General features: G+C 63.1%; 24 protein-coding genes and 1 other RNA gene. 20 read left to right on the top strand and 5 right to left on the bottom strand.

What is annotated here, in order from left to right; all coding sequences use genetic code 11:
* Positions 1-12 precede the first annotated feature (12 nt).
* Complete coding sequence (locus tag INS93_RS01015) at positions 13-426, top strand: ClpXP protease specificity-enhancing factor (RefSeq protein ID WP_017678955.1); 414 nt, start codon at positions 13-15, stop codon at positions 424-426.
* 48 nt (positions 427-474) lie between these two features.
* Here the strand turns inward: INS93_RS01015 and INS93_RS01010 are convergent, their stop codons facing one another.
* From INS93_RS01010 to INS93_RS00995, 4 genes are read right to left on the bottom strand one after another with little or no spacing between them, the layout of a single operon-like run.
* Positions 475-1,008 carry a BON domain-containing protein gene (locus INS93_RS01010; RefSeq protein ID WP_021488097.1) on the bottom strand — a complete coding sequence of 178 codons (534 nt, stop codon included), beginning with the start codon at positions 1,006-1,008 and terminating at the stop codon, positions 475-477.
* Positions 1,005-1,598, bottom strand: a complete 594-nt coding sequence (locus INS93_RS01005) for a phosphoheptose isomerase (protein WP_160019500.1) — start codon at positions 1,596-1,598, stop codon at positions 1,005-1,007. The genes INS93_RS01010 and INS93_RS01005 overlap by 4 nt, the downstream gene beginning before the upstream one ends.
* A gap of 25 nt (positions 1,599-1,623) precedes the next feature.
* The gene (locus tag INS93_RS01000; protein ID WP_160019501.1) at positions 1,624-1,983 is read right to left on the bottom strand and encodes a YraN family protein; all 360 of its coding nucleotides are present in this window, start codon (positions 1,981-1,983) and stop codon (positions 1,624-1,626) included.
* On the bottom strand, positions 1,980-3,788 hold the full coding sequence (locus INS93_RS00995; protein ID WP_192979974.1) for a penicillin-binding protein activator: 1,809 nt from the start codon (positions 3,786-3,788) through the stop codon (positions 1,980-1,982). Before INS93_RS00995 ends, INS93_RS01000 begins: the two co-directional genes overlap by 4 nt.
* Positions 3,789-3,877: 89 nt before the next feature.
* Here INS93_RS00995 and rsmI point away from each other — a divergent pair, with 89 nt between their 5' ends.
* The 18 genes from rsmI to lpxC all read left to right on the top strand — a co-directional run bounded on the left by rsmI (position 3,878) and on the right by lpxC (position 23,205).
* Positions 3,878-4,777, top strand: a complete 900-nt coding sequence (gene rsmI, locus INS93_RS00990; protein ID WP_192979973.1) for a 16S rRNA (cytidine(1402)-2'-O)-methyltransferase — start codon at positions 3,878-3,880, stop codon at positions 4,775-4,777.
* Positions 4,778-4,836: 59 nt separating this feature from the next.
* Positions 4,837-5,184, top strand: an RNA gene (gene rnpB / locus INS93_RS00985) — RNase P RNA component class A.
* A 308-nt stretch (positions 5,185-5,492) separates the two neighbouring features.
* Entirely contained in the window at positions 5,493-5,948 is a 456-nt protein-coding gene (gene mraZ, locus INS93_RS00980; protein WP_003459315.1) for a division/cell wall cluster transcriptional repressor MraZ, read from the top strand.
* 2 nt (positions 5,949-5,950) lie between these two features.
* Positions 5,951-6,895, top strand: a complete 945-nt coding sequence (rsmH, locus tag INS93_RS00975; protein WP_192979972.1) for a 16S rRNA (cytosine(1402)-N(4))-methyltransferase RsmH — start codon at positions 5,951-5,953, stop codon at positions 6,893-6,895.
* Entirely contained in the window at positions 6,892-7,185 is a 294-nt protein-coding gene (gene ftsL / locus INS93_RS00970) for a cell division protein FtsL (RefSeq protein ID WP_160019505.1), read from the top strand. The genes rsmH and ftsL overlap by 4 nt, the downstream gene beginning before the upstream one ends.
* Positions 7,182-8,909, top strand: coding sequence for a peptidoglycan D,D-transpeptidase FtsI family protein (locus tag INS93_RS00965; RefSeq protein ID WP_192979971.1), 1,728 nt, complete (start codon positions 7,182-7,184; stop codon positions 8,907-8,909). The genes ftsL and INS93_RS00965 overlap by 4 nt, the downstream gene beginning before the upstream one ends.
* Complete coding sequence (locus tag INS93_RS00960; protein ID WP_192979970.1) at positions 8,909-10,372, top strand: UDP-N-acetylmuramoyl-L-alanyl-D-glutamate--2,6-diaminopimelate ligase; 1,464 nt, start codon at positions 8,909-8,911, stop codon at positions 10,370-10,372. Before INS93_RS00965 ends, INS93_RS00960 begins: the two co-directional genes overlap by 1 nt.
* The gene (locus tag INS93_RS00955) at positions 10,365-11,735 is read left to right on the top strand and encodes a UDP-N-acetylmuramoyl-tripeptide--D-alanyl-D-alanine ligase (protein ID WP_192979969.1); all 1,371 of its coding nucleotides are present in this window, start codon (positions 10,365-10,367) and stop codon (positions 11,733-11,735) included. Before INS93_RS00960 ends, INS93_RS00955 begins: the two co-directional genes overlap by 8 nt.
* Positions 11,736-12,818 (top strand): phospho-N-acetylmuramoyl-pentapeptide-transferase, encoded by a 1,083-nt coding sequence (mraY, locus tag INS93_RS00950; protein ID WP_160019509.1) that lies wholly within the window; start codon positions 11,736-11,738, stop codon positions 12,816-12,818.
* A 6-nt stretch (positions 12,819-12,824) separates the two neighbouring features.
* Positions 12,825-14,171 (top strand): UDP-N-acetylmuramoyl-L-alanine--D-glutamate ligase, encoded by a 1,347-nt coding sequence (gene murD / locus INS93_RS00945; RefSeq protein ID WP_160019510.1) that lies wholly within the window; start codon positions 12,825-12,827, stop codon positions 14,169-14,171.
* Positions 14,171-15,379 (top strand): putative lipid II flippase FtsW, encoded by a 1,209-nt coding sequence (gene ftsW, locus INS93_RS00940; RefSeq protein WP_160020191.1) that lies wholly within the window; start codon positions 14,171-14,173, stop codon positions 15,377-15,379. The genes murD and ftsW overlap by 1 nt, the downstream gene beginning before the upstream one ends.
* Positions 15,369-16,439 carry an undecaprenyldiphospho-muramoylpentapeptide beta-N-acetylglucosaminyltransferase gene (gene murG, locus INS93_RS00935; protein WP_192979968.1) on the top strand — a complete coding sequence of 357 codons (1,071 nt, stop codon included), beginning with the start codon at positions 15,369-15,371 and terminating at the stop codon, positions 16,437-16,439. The genes ftsW and murG overlap by 11 nt, the downstream gene beginning before the upstream one ends.
* Before the next feature lie 34 nt (positions 16,440-16,473).
* A complete protein-coding gene (gene murC, locus INS93_RS00930; RefSeq protein ID WP_218580348.1) occupies positions 16,474-17,874 on the top strand; it encodes a UDP-N-acetylmuramate--L-alanine ligase in 1,401 nt (466 codons plus the stop codon).
* On the top strand, positions 17,871-18,812 hold the full coding sequence (locus tag INS93_RS00925; RefSeq protein ID WP_192979967.1) for a D-alanine--D-alanine ligase: 942 nt from the start codon (positions 17,871-17,873) through the stop codon (positions 18,810-18,812). The genes murC and INS93_RS00925 overlap by 4 nt, the downstream gene beginning before the upstream one ends.
* 3 nt (positions 18,813-18,815) lie before the next feature.
* On the top strand, positions 18,816-19,682 hold the full coding sequence (locus INS93_RS00920) for a cell division protein FtsQ/DivIB (RefSeq protein ID WP_192979966.1): 867 nt from the start codon (positions 18,816-18,818) through the stop codon (positions 19,680-19,682).
* A gap of 16 nt (positions 19,683-19,698) precedes the next feature.
* Positions 19,699-20,946, top strand: coding sequence for a cell division protein FtsA (ftsA, locus tag INS93_RS00915; RefSeq protein WP_160019515.1), 1,248 nt, complete (start codon positions 19,699-19,701; stop codon positions 20,944-20,946).
* 42 nt (positions 20,947-20,988) lie between these two features.
* A complete protein-coding gene (gene ftsZ, locus INS93_RS00910; protein WP_160019516.1) occupies positions 20,989-22,182 on the top strand; it encodes a cell division protein FtsZ in 1,194 nt (397 codons plus the stop codon).
* Between the two features lie 111 nt (positions 22,183-22,293).
* A complete protein-coding gene (gene lpxC / locus INS93_RS00905) occupies positions 22,294-23,205 on the top strand; it encodes a UDP-3-O-acyl-N-acetylglucosamine deacetylase (RefSeq protein ID WP_192979965.1) in 912 nt (303 codons plus the stop codon).
* Between the two features lie 155 nt (positions 23,206-23,360).
* On the opposite strand, the gene INS93_RS00900 is transcribed toward lpxC, so the two are convergent.
* Positions 23,361-23,816: a DUF721 domain-containing protein gene (locus INS93_RS00900; RefSeq protein WP_160019517.1), complete on the bottom strand. Its 456-nt coding sequence runs from the start codon at positions 23,814-23,816 to the stop codon at positions 23,361-23,363.
* Positions 23,817-23,894: 78 nt separating this feature from the next.
* Between INS93_RS00900 and INS93_RS00895 the strand changes: the two genes are divergently transcribed.
* On the top strand, positions 23,895-24,815 hold the full coding sequence (locus INS93_RS00895; protein ID WP_160019518.1) for a M23 family metallopeptidase: 921 nt from the start codon (positions 23,895-23,897) through the stop codon (positions 24,813-24,815).
* The last annotated feature ends 10 nt before the right edge of the window (positions 24,816-24,825 follow it).

Here is a 24,825-nt window from a genome sequence, read left to right as displayed (position 1 = left end):
AAGGAGGAAACCATGAATTCCAGTCGTCCCTATCTGGTTCGCGCCCTCTATGAGTGGATCGTTGATAACGATTGCACGCCACATCTGCTGGTCAGTGCCGAGTATCCGGGCGTGCAGGTGCCGCCCGGCTTCGCCAGTGATGGCCAGATCGTGCTGAATGCCTCGCCCAGCGCTGTACGTCATCTGCATATGGACAATCAGGCGGTGAGCTTCGAAGGGCGCTTCGGTGGTGTGGCGCACAGCCTGTACATTCCGGCAGCGGCGATCCTGGCGATCTACGCGCGGGAGAACGGTCAGGGCATGGTCTTCGATATGGAGCCGTCGGTTGCTGGCGGTCCAGAGGAGCCTGAGCCGGATGATGATGGGCCTTCCGGTGGCGAGCCGTCGCGTCCTAGCGGCCGGCCAAGTCTGAAAGTGGTCAAGTGAGCAATGAAAAGGGCGCCCATGGGCGCCCTTGTCGTTTCTGCGTTCGAATCAGTTGGTGTATTCGAACAGGCGCACGACCCGCTGCACCCCCGATACACTCTGTACCACGCGAGTGGCGGCGTTGGCTTCTTCACGCGTGACCAGGCCGAGCATGTAGACGATGCCGTTCTCGGTCACGACCTTGACCCGTGCGCTCGGTACGCTGCTGTCAGCCAGCATCTGCGTCTTGATCTTGGTGGTCAGCAGCGAGTCGTTGCTGCGTGCCAGCAGGGATGCCGGTTGCTGCACCTGCAGCTCGTTGTAGACCTTCTTCACGCCCTGTACGCCGCGGGCGGTCTGAGCGGCGCGATCCTTGAGCTCGCTGCGTGGGGTTTGTCCGGCGAGCAGTACCACGCCGTTATAGCTGGTGACCACGATGCGCGAGGTCGGGCTGGACAGGTCGGCGTGTGCATTGCTGATGCGCGATGCGACTTCCGGGCCGAGGAACTGGTCATCGATCTTGTTGCCGATGCTGCGGCTGCCACAGCCTGCCAGGGTCAGGGTAACGGCCAGGGCGGCCAGAATCAGGGCGGAACGCTTCATTCTTCACTCCCAAACAATTGACTGTCGATCAGGTCGCAGAGGCAGTGGATAGTCAGCAGGTGGACTTCCTGGATGCGTGCGGTGACTTTGGCTGGAACGCGGATTTCGACGTCTTCCGGCAGCAGCAGCGAAGCCATGCCGCCGCCGTCGCGGCCGGTGAGGGCGACGACGGTCATCTCACGATCATGTGCAGCTTGAATGGCCTGGATGACATTCGCAGAGTTGCCGCTGGTGGAAATCGCCAACAGTACATCGCCCGGTTGGCCGAGTGCGCGGATCTGCTTGGAGAAGATCTCGTTGTAGCTGTAGTCGTTGGCGATGGAGGTGATGGTCGAGCTGTCGGTGGTCAGGGCGATGGCCGGCAGGCTCGGGCGCTCGCGCTCGAAACGGTTGAGCAGCTCGGAGGAGAAATGCTGGGCATCGCCGGCGGAGCCGCCGTTGCCGCAGGAAAGAATCTTGCCCTCGTTGAGCAGGGCCTGAACCATCACCAGGCTGGCGTGCTCGATGTATGGAGTCAGTACGTCCATGGCCTGTTGTTTGGTATCGATGCTGGCTTGGAAGAGCTGGCGGATTCGGGATTGCATGTCCATCGGTTAAACCTTGAATTTACGGCCGTCAGGCATCGAAGGCGTTTTTGATCCAGTCGAGGCGAGTGGCGCTGTCGGTACTGATGGCGACCACGTCGAAGCGGCAGGGGTAGCGGGCCCAGCGTGAGTGTTGCTGAAGGAAGAGCTCTGCGGCGATGACCAACTTGCCACGCTTGCGCGCATCGATGCTCTCCAGGGCGCCGCCCCACGCGCTGTGGCGGCGGGCGCGGACCTCGACGAATACTACTGTATCGCCGTCGAGCATGACCAGATCGAGCTCGCCACGGCGACAGCTCCAGTTCTGTTCGATCAGTTTCAGGCCGCTGCGTTCCAGATGCTGGCGAGCCGCCTGTTCGGCGGCTCGTCCCAGATCGTTGTGTGCGCTCAATTGATGCTATCGGGAAGGCGCTGGATCTGGCCGCCACGGAACTCGGCCCAAGGCAGCTGGCGCTCGATGCGCTGCGTGGCGTTGAGGCTGAGGCTGCCCGACAGGCCATCGATACGCGAGTCCGGCAGGGCCTGTAGCTGGCCCAGGCGCGGCGCCAGGCGGTAGGCGTCGACACCCATGGCATACAGGCGGCCCAGGCTGCCACCGGCTTGCGGCCACTGATTGCTGACTTCCTGACGCAGCGGTGCGTGAGTATCGAGCAGCCAGGGTGTTTCGCAGAAGCGAATGCCTTCCAGGTCCTGGTACTGGGCTTGGCTATGGGCGCCGGTAAACAGGTGCGAGGTGGCGTAGACCGGCACATCACCGGCGTACTGGAAGGCCAGGGTCGGCTTGATCTGCTGCGCCTGTTGCGGCGTGGCGGCGAGGAAGATGAAGTCGATGTCCTGGCGACGCGCCGGTTGTGCATCCAGGCTGGTGCCCAGGGTGTTCTGCAGGCGGCGTGCGCGGGCTTCGCTTTCGCGCAATTGGAACAGGTCGGCGATCTGGCGAGCCAGCTCCACGGGTTGGTCGACGTGCTCGGCGGCGATCAGGGTGCCGCCCTGGGCTTGCCAGCTCTGGCGGAAGGCGTCCAGTACGCGGTCGCCCCAATCGCCACGCGGCACCAGTGCTACGGCGCGGCGCATGCCATCATTCCAGGCGCGGCGCGCTACTTCGCGTGCTTCGTCCTCGGCGGCCAGGCCGAACTGGAATAGTTGCGCCGGGCCTTCCTGGCCTGGGTCGCTGTAGTTCAGGGCGAGGGTGGTGATTGGCAGTTGTTCGCGATCGCTGAGCTGCTTGACCAGCGGTTTTTCCAGTGGACCGACCACCAGTTGCACGCCATCGGCTTGCGCCTGTTGGTAGAAAGCGTCCAGCGAGCCAATGCGGGAGCTGTCGTAGAGCTTGATTTCCGGTGGGTTCTGTCCGGCTTGCTGGGCTTCGTAATGCGCGGCGAGGAAGCCGTCACGCAGGGCGCGGGCAACATTGGCCAGTTGGCCTTCCTGTGGCAGCAGCAGCGCGACGCGGGTCAGAGGCTGGCTGGCCAGCTCGCGCAGTTTGCTCAATGCTTCGGGCAGTTGTTCGGCCGCCGGGTGCTGCGGATTTTGTGCGACCCACTGGTCGATGGCCGCTTGCTGCTGTTCGAGCGTGGCGCCGCTTTTGGTCGAGCGAGCCAACTCCAGCCAGCCTGCCAGGTCGCTATCTGCGCCAGCAGAGGTTTCTGGTGGCAGGCTCGATACCAGCTTCCAGATGTTTTCGTGGTTGTCGTTGGCGGCCTGGCCGCTCAGTAGCGGCGCGATGAACACCCGCTCGCGGGCGGCGGCCAGGGTCTGACCGTCGGCTTCCAGAGCGCGCGCGCGGACCAGTTGGGTGCGAATCTGTTGCTCGACCGGCAGCTCACCCAAGCGCTCGAAGCTGGGGTGCTGCAAGGCTGCAAGGGCGCTCTTGGGTTGCTTGCGGGCCATTGCCAGCTCGGCCTTCAGGGTGCTGGCGAAGATCTGCTGGGCAGGCTGCAGGCTGGCAATGTCGATCTGCTCGAGAATGCGGGTGGCGCGGGCCACGTCGTTTTGCTGGTAGCTCTGGTCGGCAGCGGACAGACGCAGCAGGGCGGCCTGCTCTGGTTTGCTCTCGGCAGCTTGCTGAAGCATCTGCTCGATGCTGGCTTGTGGCGTGCGAGGCAACTGGCCCAGGTTATTGGAGGGCGAGCTGGCGCAGGCAGCGAGCAGGCCGGCCAGGAAAAGAGCAGAAAGAGGGCGCAGGCTAGCGATCATCGGGTCATCCTGATACTTGAGCAAAACGAGCGGCGATTGTACCCAAGGGGCGACATCCGTGCGATGCCGCTGGGGCGGAACCGGCTAGAATGAGCGCTCTTTCAATTAACGAGGTGTTTCCAGTGAGTCAGCCCGCAGTCTCAAGCGTCCAGCCAGGCAGCCTGTATGTGGTCGCCACGCCCATTGGCAACCTGGATGACATCAGCGCGCGGGCGTTGCGGATCTTGCGCGAGGTGACGCTGATCGCTGCTGAAGACACGCGGCATTCGGTGCGCCTGCTGCAGCATTTTGGTATCGAGACGCCATTGGCTGCCTGTCACGAACACAACGAACGCGATCAGGGTGGGCGTTTTCTGGCGCGCCTTCAGGCTGGCGAGGACGTCGCGCTGATTTCCGATGCGGGGACGCCGCTGATTTCCGATCCGGGTTACCACCTGGTGCGCCAGGCGCGCGCTGCGGGGGTCTCGGTGGTGCCGGTGCCAGGCGCCTGCGCCCTGATTGCCGCGCTTTCGGCTGCCGGGTTGCCCTCGGATCGTTTCATCTTCGAAGGTTTTCTGCCGGCCAAGGCGGCGGGACGCCGTGCGCGCCTGGAGCAGGTGCGGGAGGAACCGCGCACGCTGATCTTCTATGAGGCGCCGCACCGTATCCTCGAGTGCCTGGAGGACATGCGCGAAGTCTTTGGTGGTGATCGCCCGGCATTGCTGGCGCGTGAGCTGACCAAGACCTTCGAGACTCTCAAGGGGTTGCCATTGGATGAGCTGTGCGCCTGGGTGGCCGCAGACAGCAATCAGCAGCGCGGCGAGTGCGTGGTGCTGGTGGCGGGTTGGCAGGCACCAGAAGGCGAGGAGGCAGTCAGCGCCGAAGCCCTGCGCGTACTCGATCTGCTGATGGCGGAAGTGCCGCTCAAGCGGGCGGCAGCGCTGGCAGCGGAGATCACCGGGGTGCGCAAGAATCTGCTTTATCAGGTTGCTTTGGAGCGCAAGAACTAGGTCTTGCGCTGTCCGTCCAGCTTGCAGCTTGCCATCACGCCCGGTACCCTTGCCGGCGGAGAGTCGATCGGGCAGTCGCTGCCTTCGCAAGAAGGGGGAGGAAAGTCCGGGCTCCATAGGGCGGAGTGCCAGGTAACGCCTGGGAGGCGTGAGCCTACGGAAAGTGCCACAGAAAATAACCGCCTAAGCGTTTCGGCGCCGGTAAGGGTGAAAAGGTGCGGTAAGAGCGCACCGCGCGGCTGGCAACAGTCCGTGGCTAGGTAAACCCCACTCGGAGCAAGACCAAATAGGGTTCCATTGGCGTGGCCCGCGCTGGAACCGGGTAGGTTGCTAAAGGCGTGCAGTGATGTACGTCGTAGAGGAATGACTGTCCTCGACAGAACCCGGCTTACAGATCGACTCTCCTCCTTTCTCTCTCGTTTCGCGCTTCTATTCCCCGCTCGTCTGATACCAAAAAAATCTTACTCTTAACAAATCACTTTAAGTTCGAATTTCAGCTGGCTGGAATAGTTGAGTTTTATCTGTCAAAAGCCGGTTCCGGCATCCCTTTCTCCCTCGCTTTTGTTCGCTAAATCTCCGTCCTGTAAGGATTTTTCCCTTCTGGCGCGCCTTGACGGTGGGGCGTGCGCGTTCCTATAGTGTGCGCAAGTGGTAAGAAGTGGCATGAAGTGGGTTTTTTTGGGCATGGAAAGCTAATTACAGGGGAAGCGCAGCCGTGTTTCGCGGAGCTAACGCCATCAGTCTCGACGCCAAAGGGCGCCTCGCGATGCCGAGTCGGTATCGTGACGAGCTCGTTGCGCGTTGCAGTGGCCAGCTCATCGTGACCATCGACGCCGTCGATCCCTGTCTTTGCGTTTATCCACTGGCCGAGTGGGAGTTGATCGAGAACAAGCTGCGCGAGCTGGCCTCCTTTCGTGAAGAGAACCGCCGCCTGCAGCGTCTGTTGATCGGTAATGCCGTCGACCTCGAGCTGGACGCCAGTGGCCGCTTCCTGGTCCCTCCGCGTTTGCGCGAATACGCCAAGCTGGACAAGCGAGCGATGCTCGTCGGTCAGCTGAACAAGTTTCAACTCTGGGATGAAGATTCCTGGAATGCCGTAGCTGAAGCCGATCTCGCTGCCATCAAGCAGCCGGGTGCCCTTTCCGATGACTTGCGTGACCTGATCCTGTGACCATGACCGATAGCAACTTCCGCCATATCACCGTGCTGCTCGACGAAGCCGTCGAGGGGCTGGCTGTGCGCGGTGATGGTCGTTACATAGACGGCACGTTCGGGCGTGGCGGGCACAGTCGGTTGATCCTGCAGAAGCTCGGGCCAGATGGGCGGCTCTTGGGGTTCGACAAGGATCCCCTGGCGATAGCCACCGGGGAAGCATTGGCGGCCGAAGACGGCCGCTTTGTCGTTGTGCAGCGCAGTTTTGCGGAACTTGGCGATGAAGCTGTTGTCCGCGGCATTTGCGGTCAGGTCTCCGGCATCCTGCTCGATCTCGGCGTGTCTTCGCCGCAGTTGGATGATCCCGAGCGTGGCTTCAGCTTTCTCAATGACGGCCCGCTGGACATGCGCATGAACCCGGACATCGGCGTCAGCGCGGCAGACTGGATCGCCACGGCGGCCGAAGACGAAATCGCCCGTGTGCTCAAGGATTATGGCGAAGAGCGTTTCGCCAAGCGTATGGCGCGCGCCGTGGTGCAGCGCCGCGCCGAGCAGCCGTTCACCCGTACTGCCGATCTGGCGCAGGTGCTTACCGTGGCCAATCCGGCCTGGGAAAAGGGCAAGAATCCGGCGACTCGTGCCTTCCAGGGCATTCGCATTCACGTCAACAACGAGCTCGGTGATCTCGAACGCGGCCTCGAAGCGGCGCTGGAAACGCTCGAGGTGGGTGGCCGTCTGGTGGTGATCAGCTTCCACTCGCTGGAAGACCGCATCGTCAAACAGTTCATGAAGCGTCAGGCCAAGGGCGAGGCGGACAAGCTGCCGCGTGACCTGCCGATCATTCCCAAGGCCTTCGAGCCGCGTCTGAAGCTGATCGGCAAGCCGGTCTACGCCGCTGAGGCCGAACTCAAGGCCAATCCGCGCTCGCGCAGCGCGGTGATGCGCATCGCGGAGAAGTTGCGGTGAGCCGCCGGCTGATCAAGTCCATGCCCAGTGGCAGCTTCCTGATGCTGCTGCTGTTCATCGCCGTCCTGGTTTCCGCTGTGGCGGTGTCTTACAGCGCGCATTGGAATCGTCTGCTGCTCAATGAGCTGTATGGCGAATTGAGCGTGCGCGACAAGTCGCAGGCCGAGTGGGGACGACTGATTCTCGAGCAAAGTACCTGGACCGCGCACAATCGCATCGAGGCGCTGGCCAGCGAACAGCTGAACATGCACATTCCTGACCCTGCCGCCGTGCGCATGGTGCGTCCATGATCGGGCTCGAAGGTGCACTCTATCCCTGGCGCTTCCGCCTGGTGCTGGTGCTGCTGGCGCTGATGGTCTGCGCCATCGCCTGGCGCATGCTCGACCTGCAGGTGCTCGACCATGACTTCCTCAAGGCGCATGGTGATGCCCGCAGCGTGCGACACATCCCGATTCCTGCGCACCGTGGTTTGATCACTGACCGTAATGGCGAGCCACTGGCCGTCAGTACCCCTGTCACCACGCTGTGGGCCAATGGCAAGGAATTGCAGGCCGGTCGTGAACAGTGGCCGGCGCTGGCTGCCGCACTCGGGCAGGATGCTGCCAGCTTCGCCGCGCGTCTTGAGCAGAACAAGGAACGCGAGTTCATGTATCTGGTGCGTGGCCTGACCCCGGAGAACGGTCAGCGTGTGCTGGATCTGAAAGTGCCGGGCGTTTATGCCATCGAAGAGTTCCGCCGCTTCTACCCCGCGGGTGAGGTGGCTGCCCATGTCGTCGGCTTCACCGACATCGACGACCGTGGGCGTGAAGGCATGGAGCTGGCTTACGAAGACTGGCTGGCTGGTGTGCCGGGCAAGCGTCAGGTGCTCAAGGATCGGCGTGGCAAGTTGATCAAGGACGTGCAGGTCGCGCAGAACGCCAAGGCTGGCAAGGCCTTGGCGTTGTCCATTGATCTGCGCCTGCAGTATCTGGCCCATCGCGAGCTGCGCAATGCGCTGCTGGAAAACGACGCCAAGGCTGGCAGTCTGGTGATGGTCGATGTGAAGACCGGTGAAGTGCTGGCGATGGTCAACCATCCCACCTACAACCCGAACAATCGCCGTAACCTGACCCCGGCCGCCATGCGCAACCGCGCCATGATCGACGTATTTGAGCCCGGCTCGACCATCAAGCCGCTGTCGATGGCTGCCGCGCTGGAAACGGGGCGCTGGAAACCCAGTGACATCGTTCAGGTCGGTAACGGCACGCTGCAGATCGGTCGTTACACCATTCGTGACGTGTCCCGCACTCAGGGGCCGGCGCTGGACCTGACCGGCATTCTGATCAATTCCAGTAACGTCGGCATGAGCAAGGTTGCCTTCGATGTCGGCGGCGAGCAGTTGCATCATGTATTCAGTAATCTCGGCTTCGGCCGTGATACCGGGCTGGGCTTCCCCGGCGAGCGGGTGGGTAACCTGCCCAATCATCGCAAGTGGCGCGAGGCCGAAACGGCCACGTTGTCCTACGGCTATGGTCTGTCAGTCACGGCTGTGCAACTGGCCCATGCTTATGCAGCGCTGGCCAATGGCGGTGGGATGACGCCGCTGTCGATGATCCGCGTAGATGAGAAACCCAGTGCGATGCAGGTGGTTCCGACTGACGTGGCCAAAACCGTGCAAGGCATGCTGCAGCAGGTTATCGAAGCACCGCGTGGCGTGTTCCGCGCCCAGGTGCCGGGTTACCACGTCGCGGGCAAGAGTGGCACCGCGCGCAAGACCAACTCTGGCGCCAAGGGCTACCAGACCAATTCCTACCGTTCCCTGTTCGCTGGCTTCGCTCCGGCACAGGACCCGCGCATCGCGCTGGTCGTGGTGATCGACGAACCTGGCAAGGGCGCTTATTACGGCGGCCTGATCTCTGCACCGGTGTTCAGCCGGGTGATGGCAGGTTCGCTGCGTTTGATGAACATCGCGCCAGACAATCTGCCTCCGCCCGAGCAGAAAATGGCCGCCGTTGGCCAGGGAGGGCGCAACTGATGCCCATGTCGCTCAATCAATTGTTGCCAGCTGCCGAGAGCAGCGTGCTGATTCGTGAACTGACCCTGGACAGCCGCAAGGTGCGTCCGGGGGATCTGTTCCTGGCGGTGCCGGGTACCCAGCAGGATGGCCGCGTACATATCGCCGATGCCATTGCGCGCGGCGCTGCAGCAGTGGCCTTCGAGGCTGAAGGTGCTGCACTCATGCATGCTGAAAGTGCTGTGCTGGTGCCGGTCAAGGGGCTGGCTGGCCAGCTTTCGGCCATTGCCGGGCGCTTCTACGGTGAGCCGAGCCGTGCCCTGCATCTGGTCGGCGTTACCGGCACCAACGGCAAGACCAGCGTCAGCCAGTTGCTGGCACAGGCACTGGATCTGCTTGGTCAGCGCTGTGGCATCGTCGGTACCCTGGGTACCGGCTTCCATGGCGCGCTGGAGCAGGGCAAGCACACCACGCCCGATCCGGTCGGCGTGCAGGCCACCCTGGCTTCGCTCAAGCAGGCCGGTGCTCGTGCTGTGGCCATGGAGGTATCTTCCCATGGTCTGGACCAGGGGCGTGTTTCCGCGCTGGAGTTCGACGTGGCGGTGTTCACCAACCTGTCGCGTGATCACCTCGATTACCACGGCAGCATGCAAGCCTATGGTGCTGCCAAGGCCAAGCTGTTCTCCTGGCCGAATCTGCGTTGCCGGGTGATCAACCTGGATGACGCCTTTGGTCGTGAACTGGCTGTGCAGGCGCACGAGTCGCGTCTGATCGGTTACAGCCTGAACGATGCCAGCGCCTTCCTTTATTGTAGCGAAGCGCACTTCGATGATCACGGTGTGCGTGCTCGTCTGGTGACGCCGCGTGGCGAAGGTATGCTGCGCAGCAATCTGCTCGGCCGTTTCAACCTCAGCAACCTGCTGGCGGTGGTCGGTGCGCTGTTGGGCCTGGACTACGCCCTCGACGAGATTCTCAAGGTCCTGCCGCAACTGCAGGGGCCTGCAGGTCGTATGCAACGCCTCGGTGGCGGCGACAAGCCGCTGGTGGTGGTCGATTACGCGCACACCCCGGATGCGTTGGAGAAGGTTCTCGAAGCCATGCGTCCGCATGTCGAAGGGCGTCTGATCTGCCTGTTTGGTTGCGGCGGCGATCGTGACCGTGGCAAGCGTCCGCTGATGGCAGCAGTTGCCGAGCGCCTGGCCGATACGGTGTGGGTGACCGATGACAACCCCCGTACGGAAGCACCGGCGCAGATCGTGGCCGATATCCGCGCAGGTTTTGCGGTGCCGGAGCAGGTGCAGTTCATTCACGGTCGTGGCGATGCCATCGCCCGACTGATCGCCCAGGCCGAAGCCGCCGATGTAGTGGTGCTGGCTGGCAAGGGGCACGAGGATTACCAGGAAATCATGGGCGTGCGTCAGCCGTTCTCCGACCTTATCGAAGCGAACAAGGCCCTGGCGGCCTGGGAGGCCGTGCATGCTTAAGCCCTGGCTGCTCAGCGAAGTCGCCGTTGACTTGAACGCGCGCGTGATTGGCGTCGATGTCTCTTTCTCGGCCGTGGGCACTGACAGCCGCACCATCGCTGCGGGCCAACTGTTCGTAGCGCTGACCGGGCCGCGCTTCGACGGCCATGACTATCTGGCCGAGGTTGCCGCCAAGGGCGCGGTCGCCGCGCTGGTCGAGCGTGAGGTGGCGAATGTACCGTTGCCACAATTGCTGGTGGCCGATACTCGCATGGCGCTCGGTCAGCTGGGCGCGCTGAATCGCCAGGCCTTCACCGGCCCGCTGGCTGCGGTGACCGGCTCCAGCGGCAAGACCAGCGTCAAGGAAATGCTCGCGTCCATTCTGCGGGCAGGTCTTGGCGGCGCGGTACTGGCCACGCGTGGCAATCTCAATAACGACCTCGGTGCGCCACTGACCCTGCTGGAGCTGGCCCCGGAGCATCGCGCCGGGATGATCGAGCTGGGCGCCAACCATGTAGGTGAGATCGCCTACACCGTCAGCCTGACCCGACCGCAGGTGGCGATCATCACCAATGCCGGCAATGCCCATGTGGGTGAGTTCGGCGGTCCGGAAAAGATCGTTGAGGCCAAGGGCGAGATCCTCGAAGGCCTGCCGAACGATGGCGTGGCCGTGCTCAACCTGGATGACAAGGCTTTCATCACCTGGCAGCGCCGAGCTGCCGGACGCAAGGTGCTGAGCTTTGCCTTGCGCGACACCCGCGCTGACTTCCACGGTAGCGATCTGGCCCGCGACGAGCGTGGCTGTCAGGGTTTCACCCTGCGTAGCCCGGTCGGCAGCGCGCGCATTCAGCTCAACGTGCTGGGTGAGCACAACGTGGCCAATGCGCTGGCGGCCTGTGCTGCCGCTCATGCCCTGGGCATGCCGTTGGTCGCCATGGTCGAAGGGCTGGAAAGCCTGCAACCGGTCAAGGGCCGCGCCGTAGCGCAGCTGGCGCCGAACGGCGTGCGAGTCATCGATGACAGTTACAACGCCAACCCAGTGTCCATGTGTGCGGCGGTGGATATACTCGCCGGCTTCTCCGGTCGCACCGTTCTGGTGCTGGGAGACATGGGCGAGCTGGGCGAATGGGCCGAACAGGGCCATCGCGATGTTGGCCGCCATGCGTCCGGCAAGGTCGATGCACTGTATGCCGTTGGCCCGCTGATGCGCCATGCGGTCGAGGAGTTCGGCTCAAAAGGCCGTCACTTCGTCGATCAGGCCGAGCTTATCGAAGCACTGCGTGCCGAACAGGCCGGCAGCACACTACTAATCAAGGGTTCACGCAGCGCTGCCATGGACAAGGTCGTGGCGGCGCTGTGTGGCGTATCTGGGGAGATTCACTAAATGCTGCTGCTGCTGGCGGAGTACCTGCAACAGTTCCACAAGGGCTTCGCGGTCTTTCAGTACCTGACCCTGCGCGGCATCCTCGGCGTGCTCACCGCCCTGGCGCTGTCGCTGTGGCTTGGCCCGTGGATGATCCGTACCCTGCAGATACGTCAGATCGGCCAGGCGGTCCGCCACGATGGCCCGCAGTCGCACCTGTCGAAAAAAGGCACGCCGACCATGGGCGGGGCGCTGATCCTCAGCGCCATCACCGTGAGCACCTTGCTCTGGGCCGACCTGTCCAACCGCTACGTCTGGGTGGTGCTGGCCGTGACCCTGGCGTTCGGCGCCATCGGTTGGGTCGATGACTACCGCAAGGTGATCGAGAAGAACTCGCGGGGGCTGCCGAGCCGCTGGAAGTACTTCTGGCAGTCGGTGTTCGGCCTTGCTGCTGCCGTCTTCCTTTATATGACTGCGCAGAACCCGGTGGAAACCACCCTGATCCTGCCGCTGCTGAAGGATGTCGCCATTCCCCTGGGCGCCGGCTTCGTGGTGCTGACCTACTTCGTCATCGTCGGTACCAGCAATGCGGTGAACCTCACCGATGGCCTCGACGGCCTGGCCATCCTGCCCACCGTTATGGTGGCCGGTGCTCTGGCGATTTTCTGCTACCTGTCGGGCAACGTGAACTTCGCCGAGTACCTGCTGATTCCCTACGTGCCGGGCGCCGGTGAGCTGATCGTGTTCTGCGCCGCGCTGGTTGGCGCCGGCCTGGGCTTTCTGTGGTTCAACACCTACCCGGCTCAGGTGTTCATGGGTGACGTCGGCGCGCTGGCGCTCGGCGCCGCGTTGGGCACCATCGCCGTGATCGTTCGCCAGGAAGTCGTGCTGTTCATCATGGGCGGGGTGTTCGTCATGGAAACCCTGTCGGTGATCATCCAGGTCGCCAGCTTCAAGCTGACCGGCAAGCGCGTGTTCCGCATGGCGCCGATTCACCACCATTTCGAACTCAAGGGCTGGCCTGAGCCGCGCGTGATCGTCCGTTTCTGGATCATCACCGTGATTCTCGTGCTGATCGGCCTGGCCACCCTGAAACTGAGGTAATAGAGCGTGTCATTGATCGCTTCCGACCAGTTCCGCATCGTTGTCGGCCTCGGCAAGAGCGGCATGTCCCTGGTGCGCTTCCTGGCGCAGCAGGGCGTGCGCTTTGCCGTGGCCGACACGCGCGCGAACCCGCCGGAACTGGAGACGCTCAAGCGTGACTATCCGCAGGTGGAAGTACGTTGCGGCGAGCTGGACGTGGACTTCCTCTGTCGCGCCTCGGAACTGTACGTAAGCCCCGGCCTGGCCGTGGCGACTCCAGCGCTGGCCGAGGCCGCTGCGCGCGGGGTCAAGCTGTCCGGCGATATCGACCTGTTCGCCCGCCACGCCAAGGCACCGATCGTCGCCATCACCGGCTCCAACGCCAAGAGCACCGTCACCACCCTGGTCGGCGAGATGGCGGCCGCTGCCGGCAAGCGCGTCGCCGTGGGCGGCAACCTCGGTACGCCGGCGCTGGATCTTCTGTCCGATGATGTCGAGCTGTACGTGCTGGAGCTGTCCAGTTTCCAACTGGAGACCACCGATCAGCTCAATGCCGAAGTGGCGACCTGCCTGAACATCAGCGAAGACCACATGGACCGTTACAGCGGTCTGCCGGCCTATCACCTGGCCAAGCACCGGATCTTCCGTGGTGCCCGTCAGGTGGTGATCAATCGCGACGACGCGCTGTCGCGCCCGCTGATCGCCGACCAGGTGACCTGCTGGGAATTCGGCCTGGGCAAGCCGGACTTCAAACGCTTCGGCCTGCTCGAGGACAACGGCGAGAAGTGCCTGGCGTTTCGCTTCGACGCGCTGCTGCCGGTGAGCGAGCTGAAGATTCGTGGCGCGCACAACCAGTCCAACGCCCTCGCAGCGCTGGCGCTCGGTCATGCCGTTGGCCTGCCGATGGAGGCCATGCTGAGCTCCCTGCGTCAGTTCGCCGGTTTGCCGCATCGCTGCCAGTGGGTCGGTGAGCGCGCCGGGGTGAATTATTACGATGACTCCAAGGCCACCAACGTCGGAGCGGCATTGGCAGCCATCGAAGGCCTGGGCGCGGATATCGCCGGCAAGCTGGTGTTGATCGCCGGTGGCGATGGCAAGGGCGCAGATTTCACCGCGCTGAAGAATCCGGTCGCACGTTTCTGTCGTGCGGTGGTGCTCCTGGGGCGTGATGCTCAGCGCCTGGCCGACACCCTGGGCGACGCCGTACCGCAGGTGCGGGTAGCGAGTCTGGAGGAAGCGGTGCAGCGTTGCAGCGAGCTGGCCGAGGCCGGCGACGCCGTGCTGCTGTCGCCGGCCTGCGCCAGCCTGGACATGTTCAAGAACTTCGAAGAGCGCGGGCGGCTGTTCGCCCTGGCTGTGGAGGGGCTCGAATGATGCTGTCCTTCCTGCAGATTCGTCCCTCGCCGCTGCTGGGCCGCGGCCTCGATCTGGACTTCCCGCTGCTGGCCGGTTGCCTGGGCCTGCTCGGCCTCGGCCTGGTGATGATCGCTTCGGCGTCTTCGGAAGTGGCCGCGGCGCAGACGGGCAGCCCGCTCTATCACATGATTCGCCATCTGATTTACCTGGTGATCGGTCTCGGTGCCGCTGGCGTGGTGCTGATGGTGCCGATGAGCATCTGGCAGCGTTACGGCTGGATCATGCTGCTGGCGGCTTTCGCCCTGCTGGTGCTGGTGCTGGTGCCGGGAATCGGCCGTGAGGTCAACGGCGCACGGCGCTGGATCGGCTTCGGCGCCTTCAACGTGCAGCCGTCGGAAATCGCCAAGGTGTTCGTGGTGGTCTACCTGGCCGGCTACCTGGTGCGCCGCCAGGAAGAGGTGCGCGAGAGCTGGGCCGGCTTCTTCAAACCTTTCGTCGTGCTGCTGCCAATGGCCGGCCTGTTGCTGCTGGAGCCTGACTTCGGTGCCACCGTGGTGATGATGGGCTCGGCCATGGCCATGCTGTTCCTCGGCGGCGTCGGCCTGCTGCGCTTCGGCCTGATGGTGGCCCTGGCGGTCGGCGCGGTGTTCGTCCTGGTGCAGACCCAGGAATACCGTCTGCAGCGCCTGATCACTTTCACCGACCCCTGGGCCGACCAGTACGGCGCAGGCTACCAGCTGACTCAGGCTCTGATCGCCTTCGGCCGCGGCGAGTGGTTCGGTGTTGGTCTGGGCAACAGTATTCAGAAGCAGTTCTACCTGCCGGAAGCCCACACCGACTTCGTCTTCTCGGTGCTGGCCGAGGAGCTCGGTCTGGTTGGCGCGCTGGCCACCCTGGGGCTGTTCGTCTTCGTCAGCGTGCGTGCGCTGTACGTCGGTCTGTGGGCCGAGAAGGCCAAGCAATTCTTCTCCGCCTATGTCGCCTACGGTCTGGCGTTCCTGTGGATCGGTCAGTTCCTGATCAATATCGGCGTGAACACCGGTCTGTTGCCGACCAAGGGCCTGACCCTGCCGTTCCTCAGCTACGGCGGCTCGTCGCTGGTGATCTGCTGCGTGAGTCTGGCGCTGCTACTGCGTATCGAGTGGGAGCGGCGCAACATTCTGGGTAACGAGGACGTGGATTTCACCGAAGCGGATTTTGCCGAGGAGGTCAGCCATGCGCGGTAATGTGCTGATCATGGCCGGCGGCACCGGTGGTCACGTATTCCCTGCGCTGGCCTGCGCGCGCGAGTTCCAGGCGCGCGGTTACGCCGTGCACTGGCTGGGCACGCCGCGTGGCATCGAGAACGAACTGGTCCCGCAGGCAGGCCTGCCGCTGCACCTGATCAACGTCAGCGGCCTGCGTGGCAAGGGCAAGCTGTCCTTGCTCAAGGCGCCGTTCCAACTGCTGCGTTCGTTGCTGCAGGCTCGTCGCATCGTGCGTGAACTGCAGCCAGTGTGCGTGCTCGGTATGGGTGGTTATGTCACCGGTCCCGGCGGTCTGGCCGCGCGCATGGCCGGTGTGCCGCTGGTGATTCATGAACAGAATGCCGTGGCCGGTACTGCCAATCGTCTGCTGTCGCGCATCGCCACGCGCATCTGCGAGGCTTTCCCTAACACCTTCGCGGTTTCCGACAAGCGCCGCACCACTGGCAACCCGGTGCGTGAGGAGCTGTTCCTGGAAACACCGCGCGAGCCGCTGGCCGGTCGCAAGCCGAAACTGCTGGTGCTGGGCGGCAGCCTGGGTGCCGAGCCACTGAACAAATTACTGCCTGCCGCGCTGGGGAAAATCCCTGCTGACCTGCGTCCGCAGGTGTTCCACCAGGCCGGCAAGCAACATGCCGAAATCACTGCGGAGCGTTATCGCGATGCCGCGGTCGAAGCCGAGGTCGCGCCCTTCATCAAGGACATGGCTCGCGCTTATGGCTGGGCCGATCTGGTGGTTTGCCGCGCCGGTGCGCTGACTGTCAGCGAACTGGCCGCAGCCGGTCTGCCGTCGTTTCTCGTGCCACTGCCGCACGCCATCGACGACCACCAGAGCCGCAATGCCGAATATCTGGCGAAGGAGGGCGCCGCTGTCCTTCTTGCGCAACATGCCACTGACGCGGACACGCTCGCCGCGCAGCTCACCGAGGTTCTGATGCACCTGGAAAAACTCAATGTCATGGGCGCCACCGCGCGTCGCCTGGCCAAGCCCGATGCCACCCGCACGGTGGTCGACATTTGCCAGGAGGTGATGCGTGGCTAAGTCTCCCGCTGCGGTCAAAGCCGAAGTTCGGCGCATGCGCCGTATCCGCCGCATCCATTTCGTCGGTATCGGCGGCGTGGGCATGTGCGGCATTGCCGAAGTGCTGCTGAACCTGGGATACGAAGTATCCGGCTCCGACCTAAAGGCTTCGGCCGTCACTGAGCGCCTGAAGAGTTTCGGCGCACAGATCTTCATCGGTCATGCTGCCGAGAATGCTGAGCAAGCCGATGTACTGGTGGTATCCAGTGCCGTCAACACCAGCAACCCGGAGGTCGCCACCGCGCTGGAGCGGCGTATCCCGGTGGTGCCGCGTGCCGAGATGCTCGCCGAGTTGATGCGCTACCGTCACGGCATCGCCGTGGCCGGCACGCATGGCAAGACCACCACCACCAGTCTGCTGGCGTCGGTGTTCGCCGCCGGTGGTCTTGACCCGACCTTCGTCATCGGTGGGCGGCTGAATGCGGCCGGCACCAATGCCCAGCTCGGCTCCAGCCGCTTCCTGATCGCCGAAGCCGATGAGAGCGATGCCAGCTTCCTGCATCTGCAGCCCATGGTCTCGGTGGTCACCAATATCGACGCCGATCACATGAGCACCTACGGCGGCGACTTCAACAGGCTGAAGAAGACCTTCATCGAGTTCCTGCATAACCTGCCGTTCTATGGTCTGGCCGTGCTTTGCGTGGACGACCCGGTGGTGCGCGAGCTGCTGCCGCAGGTTGGCCGCCCGACCATGACCTACGGCTTCGCTGAAGACGCCGACGTGCGTGCGATCAACGTGCGCCAGGAAGGCATGCGCACCTACTTCACCGTGCTGCGCCCGGACTGCGAGCCGCTCGACGTGTCGGTGAACATGCCGGGCAACCACAACGTACTCAACGCCCTGGCGACCATCGCCATCGCCACCGACGAAGGCATCGACGATGCCGCCATCGTCAGCGGCCTGTCGGGCTTTCAGGGTGTCGGCCGGCGCTTTCAGGTCTACGGCGAACTGCCGGTGGACGGTGGCAGCGTGATGCTGGTCGACGACTACGGTCATCACCCGCGTGAAGTGGCTGCAGTGATCAAGGCCGTGCGTGGCGGCTGGCCGGAGCGTCGCCTGGTGATGGTCTACCAGCCGCACCGCTACAGCCGTACCCGTGATCTGTACGACGACTTCGTGCAGGTGCTCGGCGAGGCCAACGTGCTGCTGCTGGTGGAAGTCTATCCGGCTGGCGAAGAGCCGATCCCGGGCGCTGACAGCCGCCAGCTGTGCCACAGCATCCGTCAGCGTGGCCAGCTCGACCCGATCTATGTCGAGCGCGGTGCCGACCTGGCTCCGCTGCTCAAACCGCTGCTGCGTACCGGCGACATCCTGCTGTGCCAGGGCGCGGGCGATATCGGCGCAGTGGCACCGCAACTGATCAAACACCCGCTGTTCGTAGGGGAGTCGAAATGAGTTTGCACAGTACCCTCGATCCCAAGGCCTTCGGTCGCGTCGCCGTGTTGTTCGGCGGCAAGAGCGCCGAGCGCGAGGTGTCGCTGAAATCCGGCAACGCCGTGCTCAGCGCCCTGCAGGCCGGTGGTGTGGACGCCTTCGGCATCGACGTGGGTGATGATTTCCTGCAGCGCCTGAATCGCGAGAAGATCGACCGCGCCTTTATCGTGCTGCACGGCCGTGGTGGCGAAGATGGCTCCATGCAGGGCCTGCTCGAGTGCGCCGGCATTCCCTACACCGGCAGCGGCATCCTGGCCTCTGCGCTGGCGATGGACAAGCTGCGCACCAAACAGGTTTGGCACAGCCTCGGCCTGCCGACGCCGCGCCATGCCGTGCTGACCTCGCGGGCTGACTGCGAGGCTGCTGCCACTGAGCTGGGCTTCCCGCTGATCGTCAAACCGGCGCATGAAGGTTCCAGCATCGGCATGGCCAAGGTCGAGAGCGTCGAGGCGCTGATCGCTGCCTGGCAGGACGCCGCGCGCTACGACAGCCAGGTGCTGGTCGAGCAATGGATCGCCGGCCCCGAATACACCATCGCCGTGCTGCGTGGCGAGGTGCTGCCGCCCATCGGGCTCGGCACTCCGCACACCTTCTATGACTACGACGCCAAGTACCTGGCCGATGACACCCAGTACCGCATTCCCTGCGGCTTGTCTGCCGAGAAGGAAGCCGAGCTCAAGGAATTGACCGCGCGTGCCTGCGAGGCCGTGGGCACTCAGGGTTGGGCGCGTGCCGATGTGATGCAGGATGCCAGTGGCCAGTTCTGGCTGTTGGAAGTGAACACCGTACCGGGCATGACCGATCACAGCCTGGTACCGATGGCCGCGCGTGCTGCCGGTCTGGATTTCCAGCAACTGGTGCTGGCGATCCTGGCTGACAGCGTCGAGGCGAGGGGTTAAGCGATGAGCATCGCCCTGCGTCATCAGGACTCGCTGAGGGCTCCGCAACGCGGCAAGCCCGCGCCGCGTGGCGCCAGCCGTCTGGTGGCCAAGGAGCCGATGCGTCTGCGCATGCCCAAGGCGGATTTCTCTTGGGTGGGACGGCTGCTCTGGCCGCTGGTGCTGGTCGGTCTGGGTTTTGGCGCATACGAGGGGGCGCTGCGCCTGCTGCCTTACGCCGACCGCCCGATCGTGCGCATCAGCGTGCAGGGTGATCTGGCTTATGTCAGTCAGCAGGCGGTGCAGCGGCGGATCGCACCGTACATCGAGGCGAGCTTCTTCAGCGCTGACCTGCGCGGTATGCGCGAGGAGCTCGAGCGCATGCCCTGGATCGCCCACGCCGAAGTGCGTCGCGTCTGGCCGGATCAGATCGATGTGCGCCTGGAAGAACAGCTGCCCATCGCCCGTTGGGGCGACGAGGCACTGCTCAACAACCAGGGGCAGGCGTTCGCGCCACAGGAGCTGGACAACTATCAGCATCTGCCGCAGCTGTCCGGCCCGAAGCGGGCGCAGCCGAAGGTGATGCAGCAGTATCAGATGCTCAGCCAATTGCTGCGGCCGATGGGCTTCACCGTGGTCGGGCTGCAGTTGCGCGAGCGCGGCAGCTGGTTCCTCTCGGCCACCGAGAATGCCAGCGGCCAGCGCATCGACATCCTGCTGGGACGTGATCACGTGGTGGAAAAAATGCGTCGTTTCGCCGCCATCTATGAGCGGGAGTTGAAAGAACAAAGCGCGAACATCGCGCGCATCGACCTGCGTTATGCCAACGGCTTGGCCGTGGCCTGGCGTGAGCCGGTGGAGCCGGCTACGGCCGAGCAGAAAGTGAATTGAGGAGAGGCAGGACTAAATGAATAGCGCGCAGAGCGGCAAGATGATCGTTGGCCTGGACATCGGTACCTCCAAGGTGGTGGCGCTGGTGGGTGAGGTGACGGCCGACGGCCAGCTGGAAATCGTCGGTATCGGCACTCATCCGTCGCGCGGGCTGAAGAAGGGCGTGGTGGTCAATATCGAATCCACCGTGGCCTCGATTCAGCGTGCTGTGGAAGAAGCGCAACTGATGGCTGGCTGCCGCATTCACTCGGCGTTCGTCGGTGTGGCCGGCAATCACATCCGCAGCCTGAACAGCCACGGCATCGTTGCCATTCGTGATCGCGAAGTGAGCCCGGCCGACATCGAGCGTGTGCTCGATGCCGCGCAGGCTGTTGCCATCCCGGCTGACCAGCGCGTGCTGCACACCCTGGCGCAGGACTACGTGATCGACAACCAGGAGGGCGTGCGCGAGCCACTGGGCATGTCCGGCGTGCGTCTGGAGGCCAAGGTGCATGTGGTGACCTGCGCCGTGAACGCTGCGCAGAACATCGAGAAGTGCGTGCGCCGCTGCGGTCTGGAAGTCGACGACATCATCCTCGAGCAGCTGGCTTCGGCTTACTCGGTGCTGACCGAGGACGAGAAGGAATTGGGCGTGTGCCTGGTGGACATCGGCGGCGGCACCACCGATATCGCCATCTTCACCGAAGGCGCCATTCGCCACACCGCGGTGATCCCGATTGCGGGTGACCAGGTCACCAACGACATCGCCATGGCCCTGCGTACGCCTACCCAGTACGCCGAGGAAATCAAGATTCGCTACGCCTGCGCCCTGGCCAAGCTGGCCGGTGCTGGCGAAACCATCAAGGTGCCCAGCGTTGGTGACCGTCCGCCGCGCGACCTCTCGCGTCAGTCCCTGGCCGAAGTGGTCGAGCCGCGTTACGACGAGCTGTTCACCCTGGTTCAGGCCGAGCTGCGTCGCAGCGGTTACGAAGACCTGATCCCGGCCGGCATCGTCATGACCGGCGGCACGGCGAAGATGGAAGGTGCGGTCGAGCTGGCCGAGGAAATTTTCCACATGCCGGTTCGACTGGGCGTACCGCACAGCGTCAAGGGCATGGGCGACGTGGTGCGCAACCCGATTTATTCCACCGGTGTGGGTTTGCTGTTGTACGGGCTGCAAAAGCAGAACGACGGCATTTCCATGTCGGTGGGCAGTCCTTACCAGGACGAAAGCAAAACCCCGGTACTCGAACGCATCAAGCGTTGGGTACAAGGCAATTTCTAAATTTGCAGTAGGCGTTACAACTAGAAAGGAAGGAGAGGGATCATGTTCGAACTAGTAGATAACATTCCGCAAAGCGCGGTTATCAAAGTAATCGGTGTCGGTGGTGGCGGCGGCAACGCAGTCAATCACATGGCGATCAGTAACATCGAGGGCGTCGAGTTCATCTGCGCCAATACCGATGCGCAGGCGCTGAAGAACATCGGCGCACGTACCGTGCTGCAGCTCGGCCCGGGCGTGACCAAGGGCCTGGGTGCTGGCGCCAATCCGGAAGTCGGTCGTCAGGCCGCGCTGGAAGATCGCGAACGCATCGCCGAAGTGCTTGCCGGCACCGACATGGTGTTCATCACTACCGGCATGGGTGGTGGTACCGGTACCGGCGCTGCGCCGGTGATCGCCGAGGTGGCCAAGGAACTGGGCATTCTCACAGTGGCCGTGGTGACCCGTCCGTTCCCGTTCGAGGGCAAGAAGCGCATGGTCATCGCCGATGAAGGCATCCGCGCGCTGTCCGAGAGTGTCGACTCGCTGATCACCATCCCTAACGAAAAACTGCTGACCATCCTCGGTAAGGACGCCAGCCTGCTGTCCGCCTTCGCCAAGGCTGACGACGTGCTGGCTGGTGCGGTGCGCGGTATCTCCGACATCATCAAGCGTCCGGGCATGATCAACGTCGACTTCGCCGACGTGAAGACCGTGATGAGCGAAATGGGCATGGCCATGATGGGCACCGGCTGCGCCAGCGGTCCGAACCGTGCGCGTGAAGCGACCGAGGCGGCGATCCGCAACCCGCTGCTGGAAGACGTAAACCTGCAGGGCGCGCGCGGCATCCTGGTGAACATCACTGCCGGTCCTGACCTGTCGCTGGGTGAGTACTCCGACGTCGGCAACATCATCGAACAGTTCGCTTCCGAGCACGCCACCGTCAAGGTCGGCACCGTGATCGACGCTGACATGCGCGACGAACTGCACGTCACCGTGGTCGCTACCGGCCTCGGCGCGCGCATGGAGAAGCCAGTGAAGGTGGTCGACAACACCGTTCAGGTCGCCGTCAGCCAGCCTGTTGCCCAGCAGCCTGCCGCGCAGCCGCGCAGCGAGCAGTCGGTCAACTACAAGGACTACGAGCGTCCGACCGTGCAGCGCCAGAGCCATGGCGGTGCGGCCACTGCAGCCAAGCTCAATACCCAGGATGACCTCGATTACCTGGATATTCCGGCTTTCCTGCGTCGCCAGGCTGATTGATGGAATTTATCAGGAGTATATGGGTGATTGGTGTTCAGCAAAGGTCGGTTCTGCTATCATTCCCGACCATTGTTGAAAACAGTTCGCAACTAGCGATATAGCGGCCAAGCCATGATCAGACAACGCACCCTGAAGAACATCATCCGTGCCACCGGCGTTGGCCTGCATTCGGGGGAGAAGGTTTACCTGACCCTGAAGCCGGCTCCGGTGGATACCGGTATCGTGTTTCGTCGTACCGACCTCGACCCAGTCGTGGAAATCCGCGCGCTGGCCGGGAATGTCGGTGAAACCACCATGTCGACTACGTTGATCAATGGTGATGTCAAGGTGGATACGGTAGAGCACCTGCTTTCGGCCATGGCAGGCCTGGGCATCGATAACGCCTACGTCGAGCTCTCCGCGTCCGAAGTGCCGATCATGGATGGCAGTGCGGGTCCCTTTGTATTCCTGATTCAATCCGCTGGCCTGCAGGAGCAGGACGCGCCGAAGAAGTTCATCCGCATCCTGCGGGAGGTGACTGTGGAGGAGGGCGACAAGCGCGCCACCTTCGTGCCTTTCGACGGTTTCAAGGTGAGCTTCGAGATCGACTTCGATCACCCCGTGTTCCGCAATCGCACGCAGAGCGCCAGTGTGGATTTCTCCAGCACGTCTTTCGTCAAGGAAGTCAGTCGGGCCCGCACTTTCGGCTTCATGCGTGATATCGAGTTCCTGCGTTCGCAGAACCTGGCGCTCGGTGGCAGTGTGGAAAACGCTATCGTGGTCGACGAATATCGCGTGCTCAACGAAGACGGCCTGCGTTACGAGGACGAATTCGTCAAACACAAGATTCTCGACGCCATCGGTGACCTGTACCTGCTGGGTAACAGCCTGATCGGCGAGTTCAAGGGCTTCAAGTCTGGTCACGCACTGAACAATCGTTTGCTGCGTACGTTGATCGAGCAGACCGATGCCTGGGAAATGGTGACCTTCGAGGACGCCAAGCTCGCACCGATCTCTTACATGCGCCCGGTTGCGGCGGTGTAAACGCACTCTCTTTCCAGCTTCAATTGAGGCCACCTTCGGGTGGCCTTTTTTGTGCTGTGGTGTTTGGCGTGAAGGCGCTGTTCAGGAGAATTTATGGCGCCATTTGTCTGACGGGTGCGGCGAAGTGAAGCACGTCGACGAACGGGGGGAAGGTGTTATTCGCCTTTCTGCGTATGACTGGCCAGGCGCTCAAGTGCCGCGCGCAGCCTGGGGTCGCTGATGCCTTCGGCTGTTGCCTGGATGCTTTGCGCGGCGCTATCTGACAAGTGCAAGGTGCGACCGGTTCCACGATTCTGGCCGCCTCGAGGTTGCACCTTGAACATGATTTTCGTTAAGGTCGCGAATTCTTCGAGTGCCTGTAGTTGTCGTTGCAGTCTTCTTTGCTGATAACGCAGGCGTGTTGCCCAGTGGCCATCGGTCACTATCAATAGCAAACAGCCGTCGCGCCAGGACGCTACATGACAGTGTTCCCGGGCGGCGGGTTGCAGCTGGCTATCGACAAGACGCTGCAGGTGAGTCAGGCGTTGCGCCTGACCGAACAGCGCTTTCAGGGGCTTGGCTTCGCGTAACAGCTTAGCGGGTGCCTGGGCCGGCAAGGGACGAAACGTCATGGCAGGAAGCCTTAAGTTGCAGAGTCGCCATGGTAGCAGAGCGTGCTGCCGGCCTGTGTTCTGCGAAAAGGGGAAGCCATGCATATCATCTTGCTAAATAGCCGTCACGGTTCGGCGCGAACGATCCATCTGGACCTGCGCTGGTTGCTGCTGTCGGTTGTCCTGCTGCTGGTCCTGAGCCTTGCCGCCGGTGCTGCAATGGGCGCCAAGTGGTTGACCGCCGAACCGGTGGTCGACACCTCGCTGGTCGAAGCGCTCGACCAGCAGCGTGAGCAGGTCGGCGCCGTGCGTCAGGACGCGCAACGTCAGCTCGATGCATTCGCCGTACACGTGGCGGATTTGCAGGCGCGCCTCACCCGTCTCGATGCGCTCGGTGAACGTCTCACTGAACTGGCTGAGCTGGACGCCGGTGAGTTCGACTTCTCCCTCAGTGTCGGTCAGGGCGGTGCCGAAGATGCGCTAGGTGCTTCGGCCTATGCGCCACCACCTTTCATGAACACGCTGGATGATCTGGCACTGCGCGTGGAGAGTCGTGAGCAGCAGTTGGAAGTGCTGGAGCAACTGCTTGGCGAGCGCCGCCTGAACGAAGCTGAAACCCTGTCCGGTCGCCCGGTTTTGCACGGTTATGTGTCGTCACCTTTCGGCCGTCGCGTGCATCCACTGACCGGTCGCACCAGTGTCCACAAGGGCATCGATTTCGCAGCCAAGCCCGGCAGTGACGTGGTTTCGGTCGCTGCTGGCGTAGTGACCTTTTCCGGCAGGAAGAACGGTTACGGCAATACCGTGGAAATCAGTCACGCGGATGGCTACGTTACGCTCTACGCTCACAATCAGAGCAACACCGTGCAGATCGGTGATCTGGTGCAGCGCGGCCAGGTCATCGCCAAGGTCGGTCGCAGTGGTCGCTCCACCGGTTATCACGTGCATTTCGAAGTCAGCAAGGATGGCCGACAGGTCAATCCCGCTCTTTATATCGCGCGCGCCAACGGCGTCGAGTAACTCTGGGTCG

Origin of the sequence: Pseudomonas sp. EggHat1 (assembly GCF_014892995.1) — a bacterium.
Lineage (GTDB): Bacteria > Pseudomonadota > Gammaproteobacteria > Pseudomonadales > Pseudomonadaceae > Aquipseudomonas > Aquipseudomonas chaetocerotis.
This window is presented reverse-complemented; position numbering and strand designations above follow the sequence as displayed.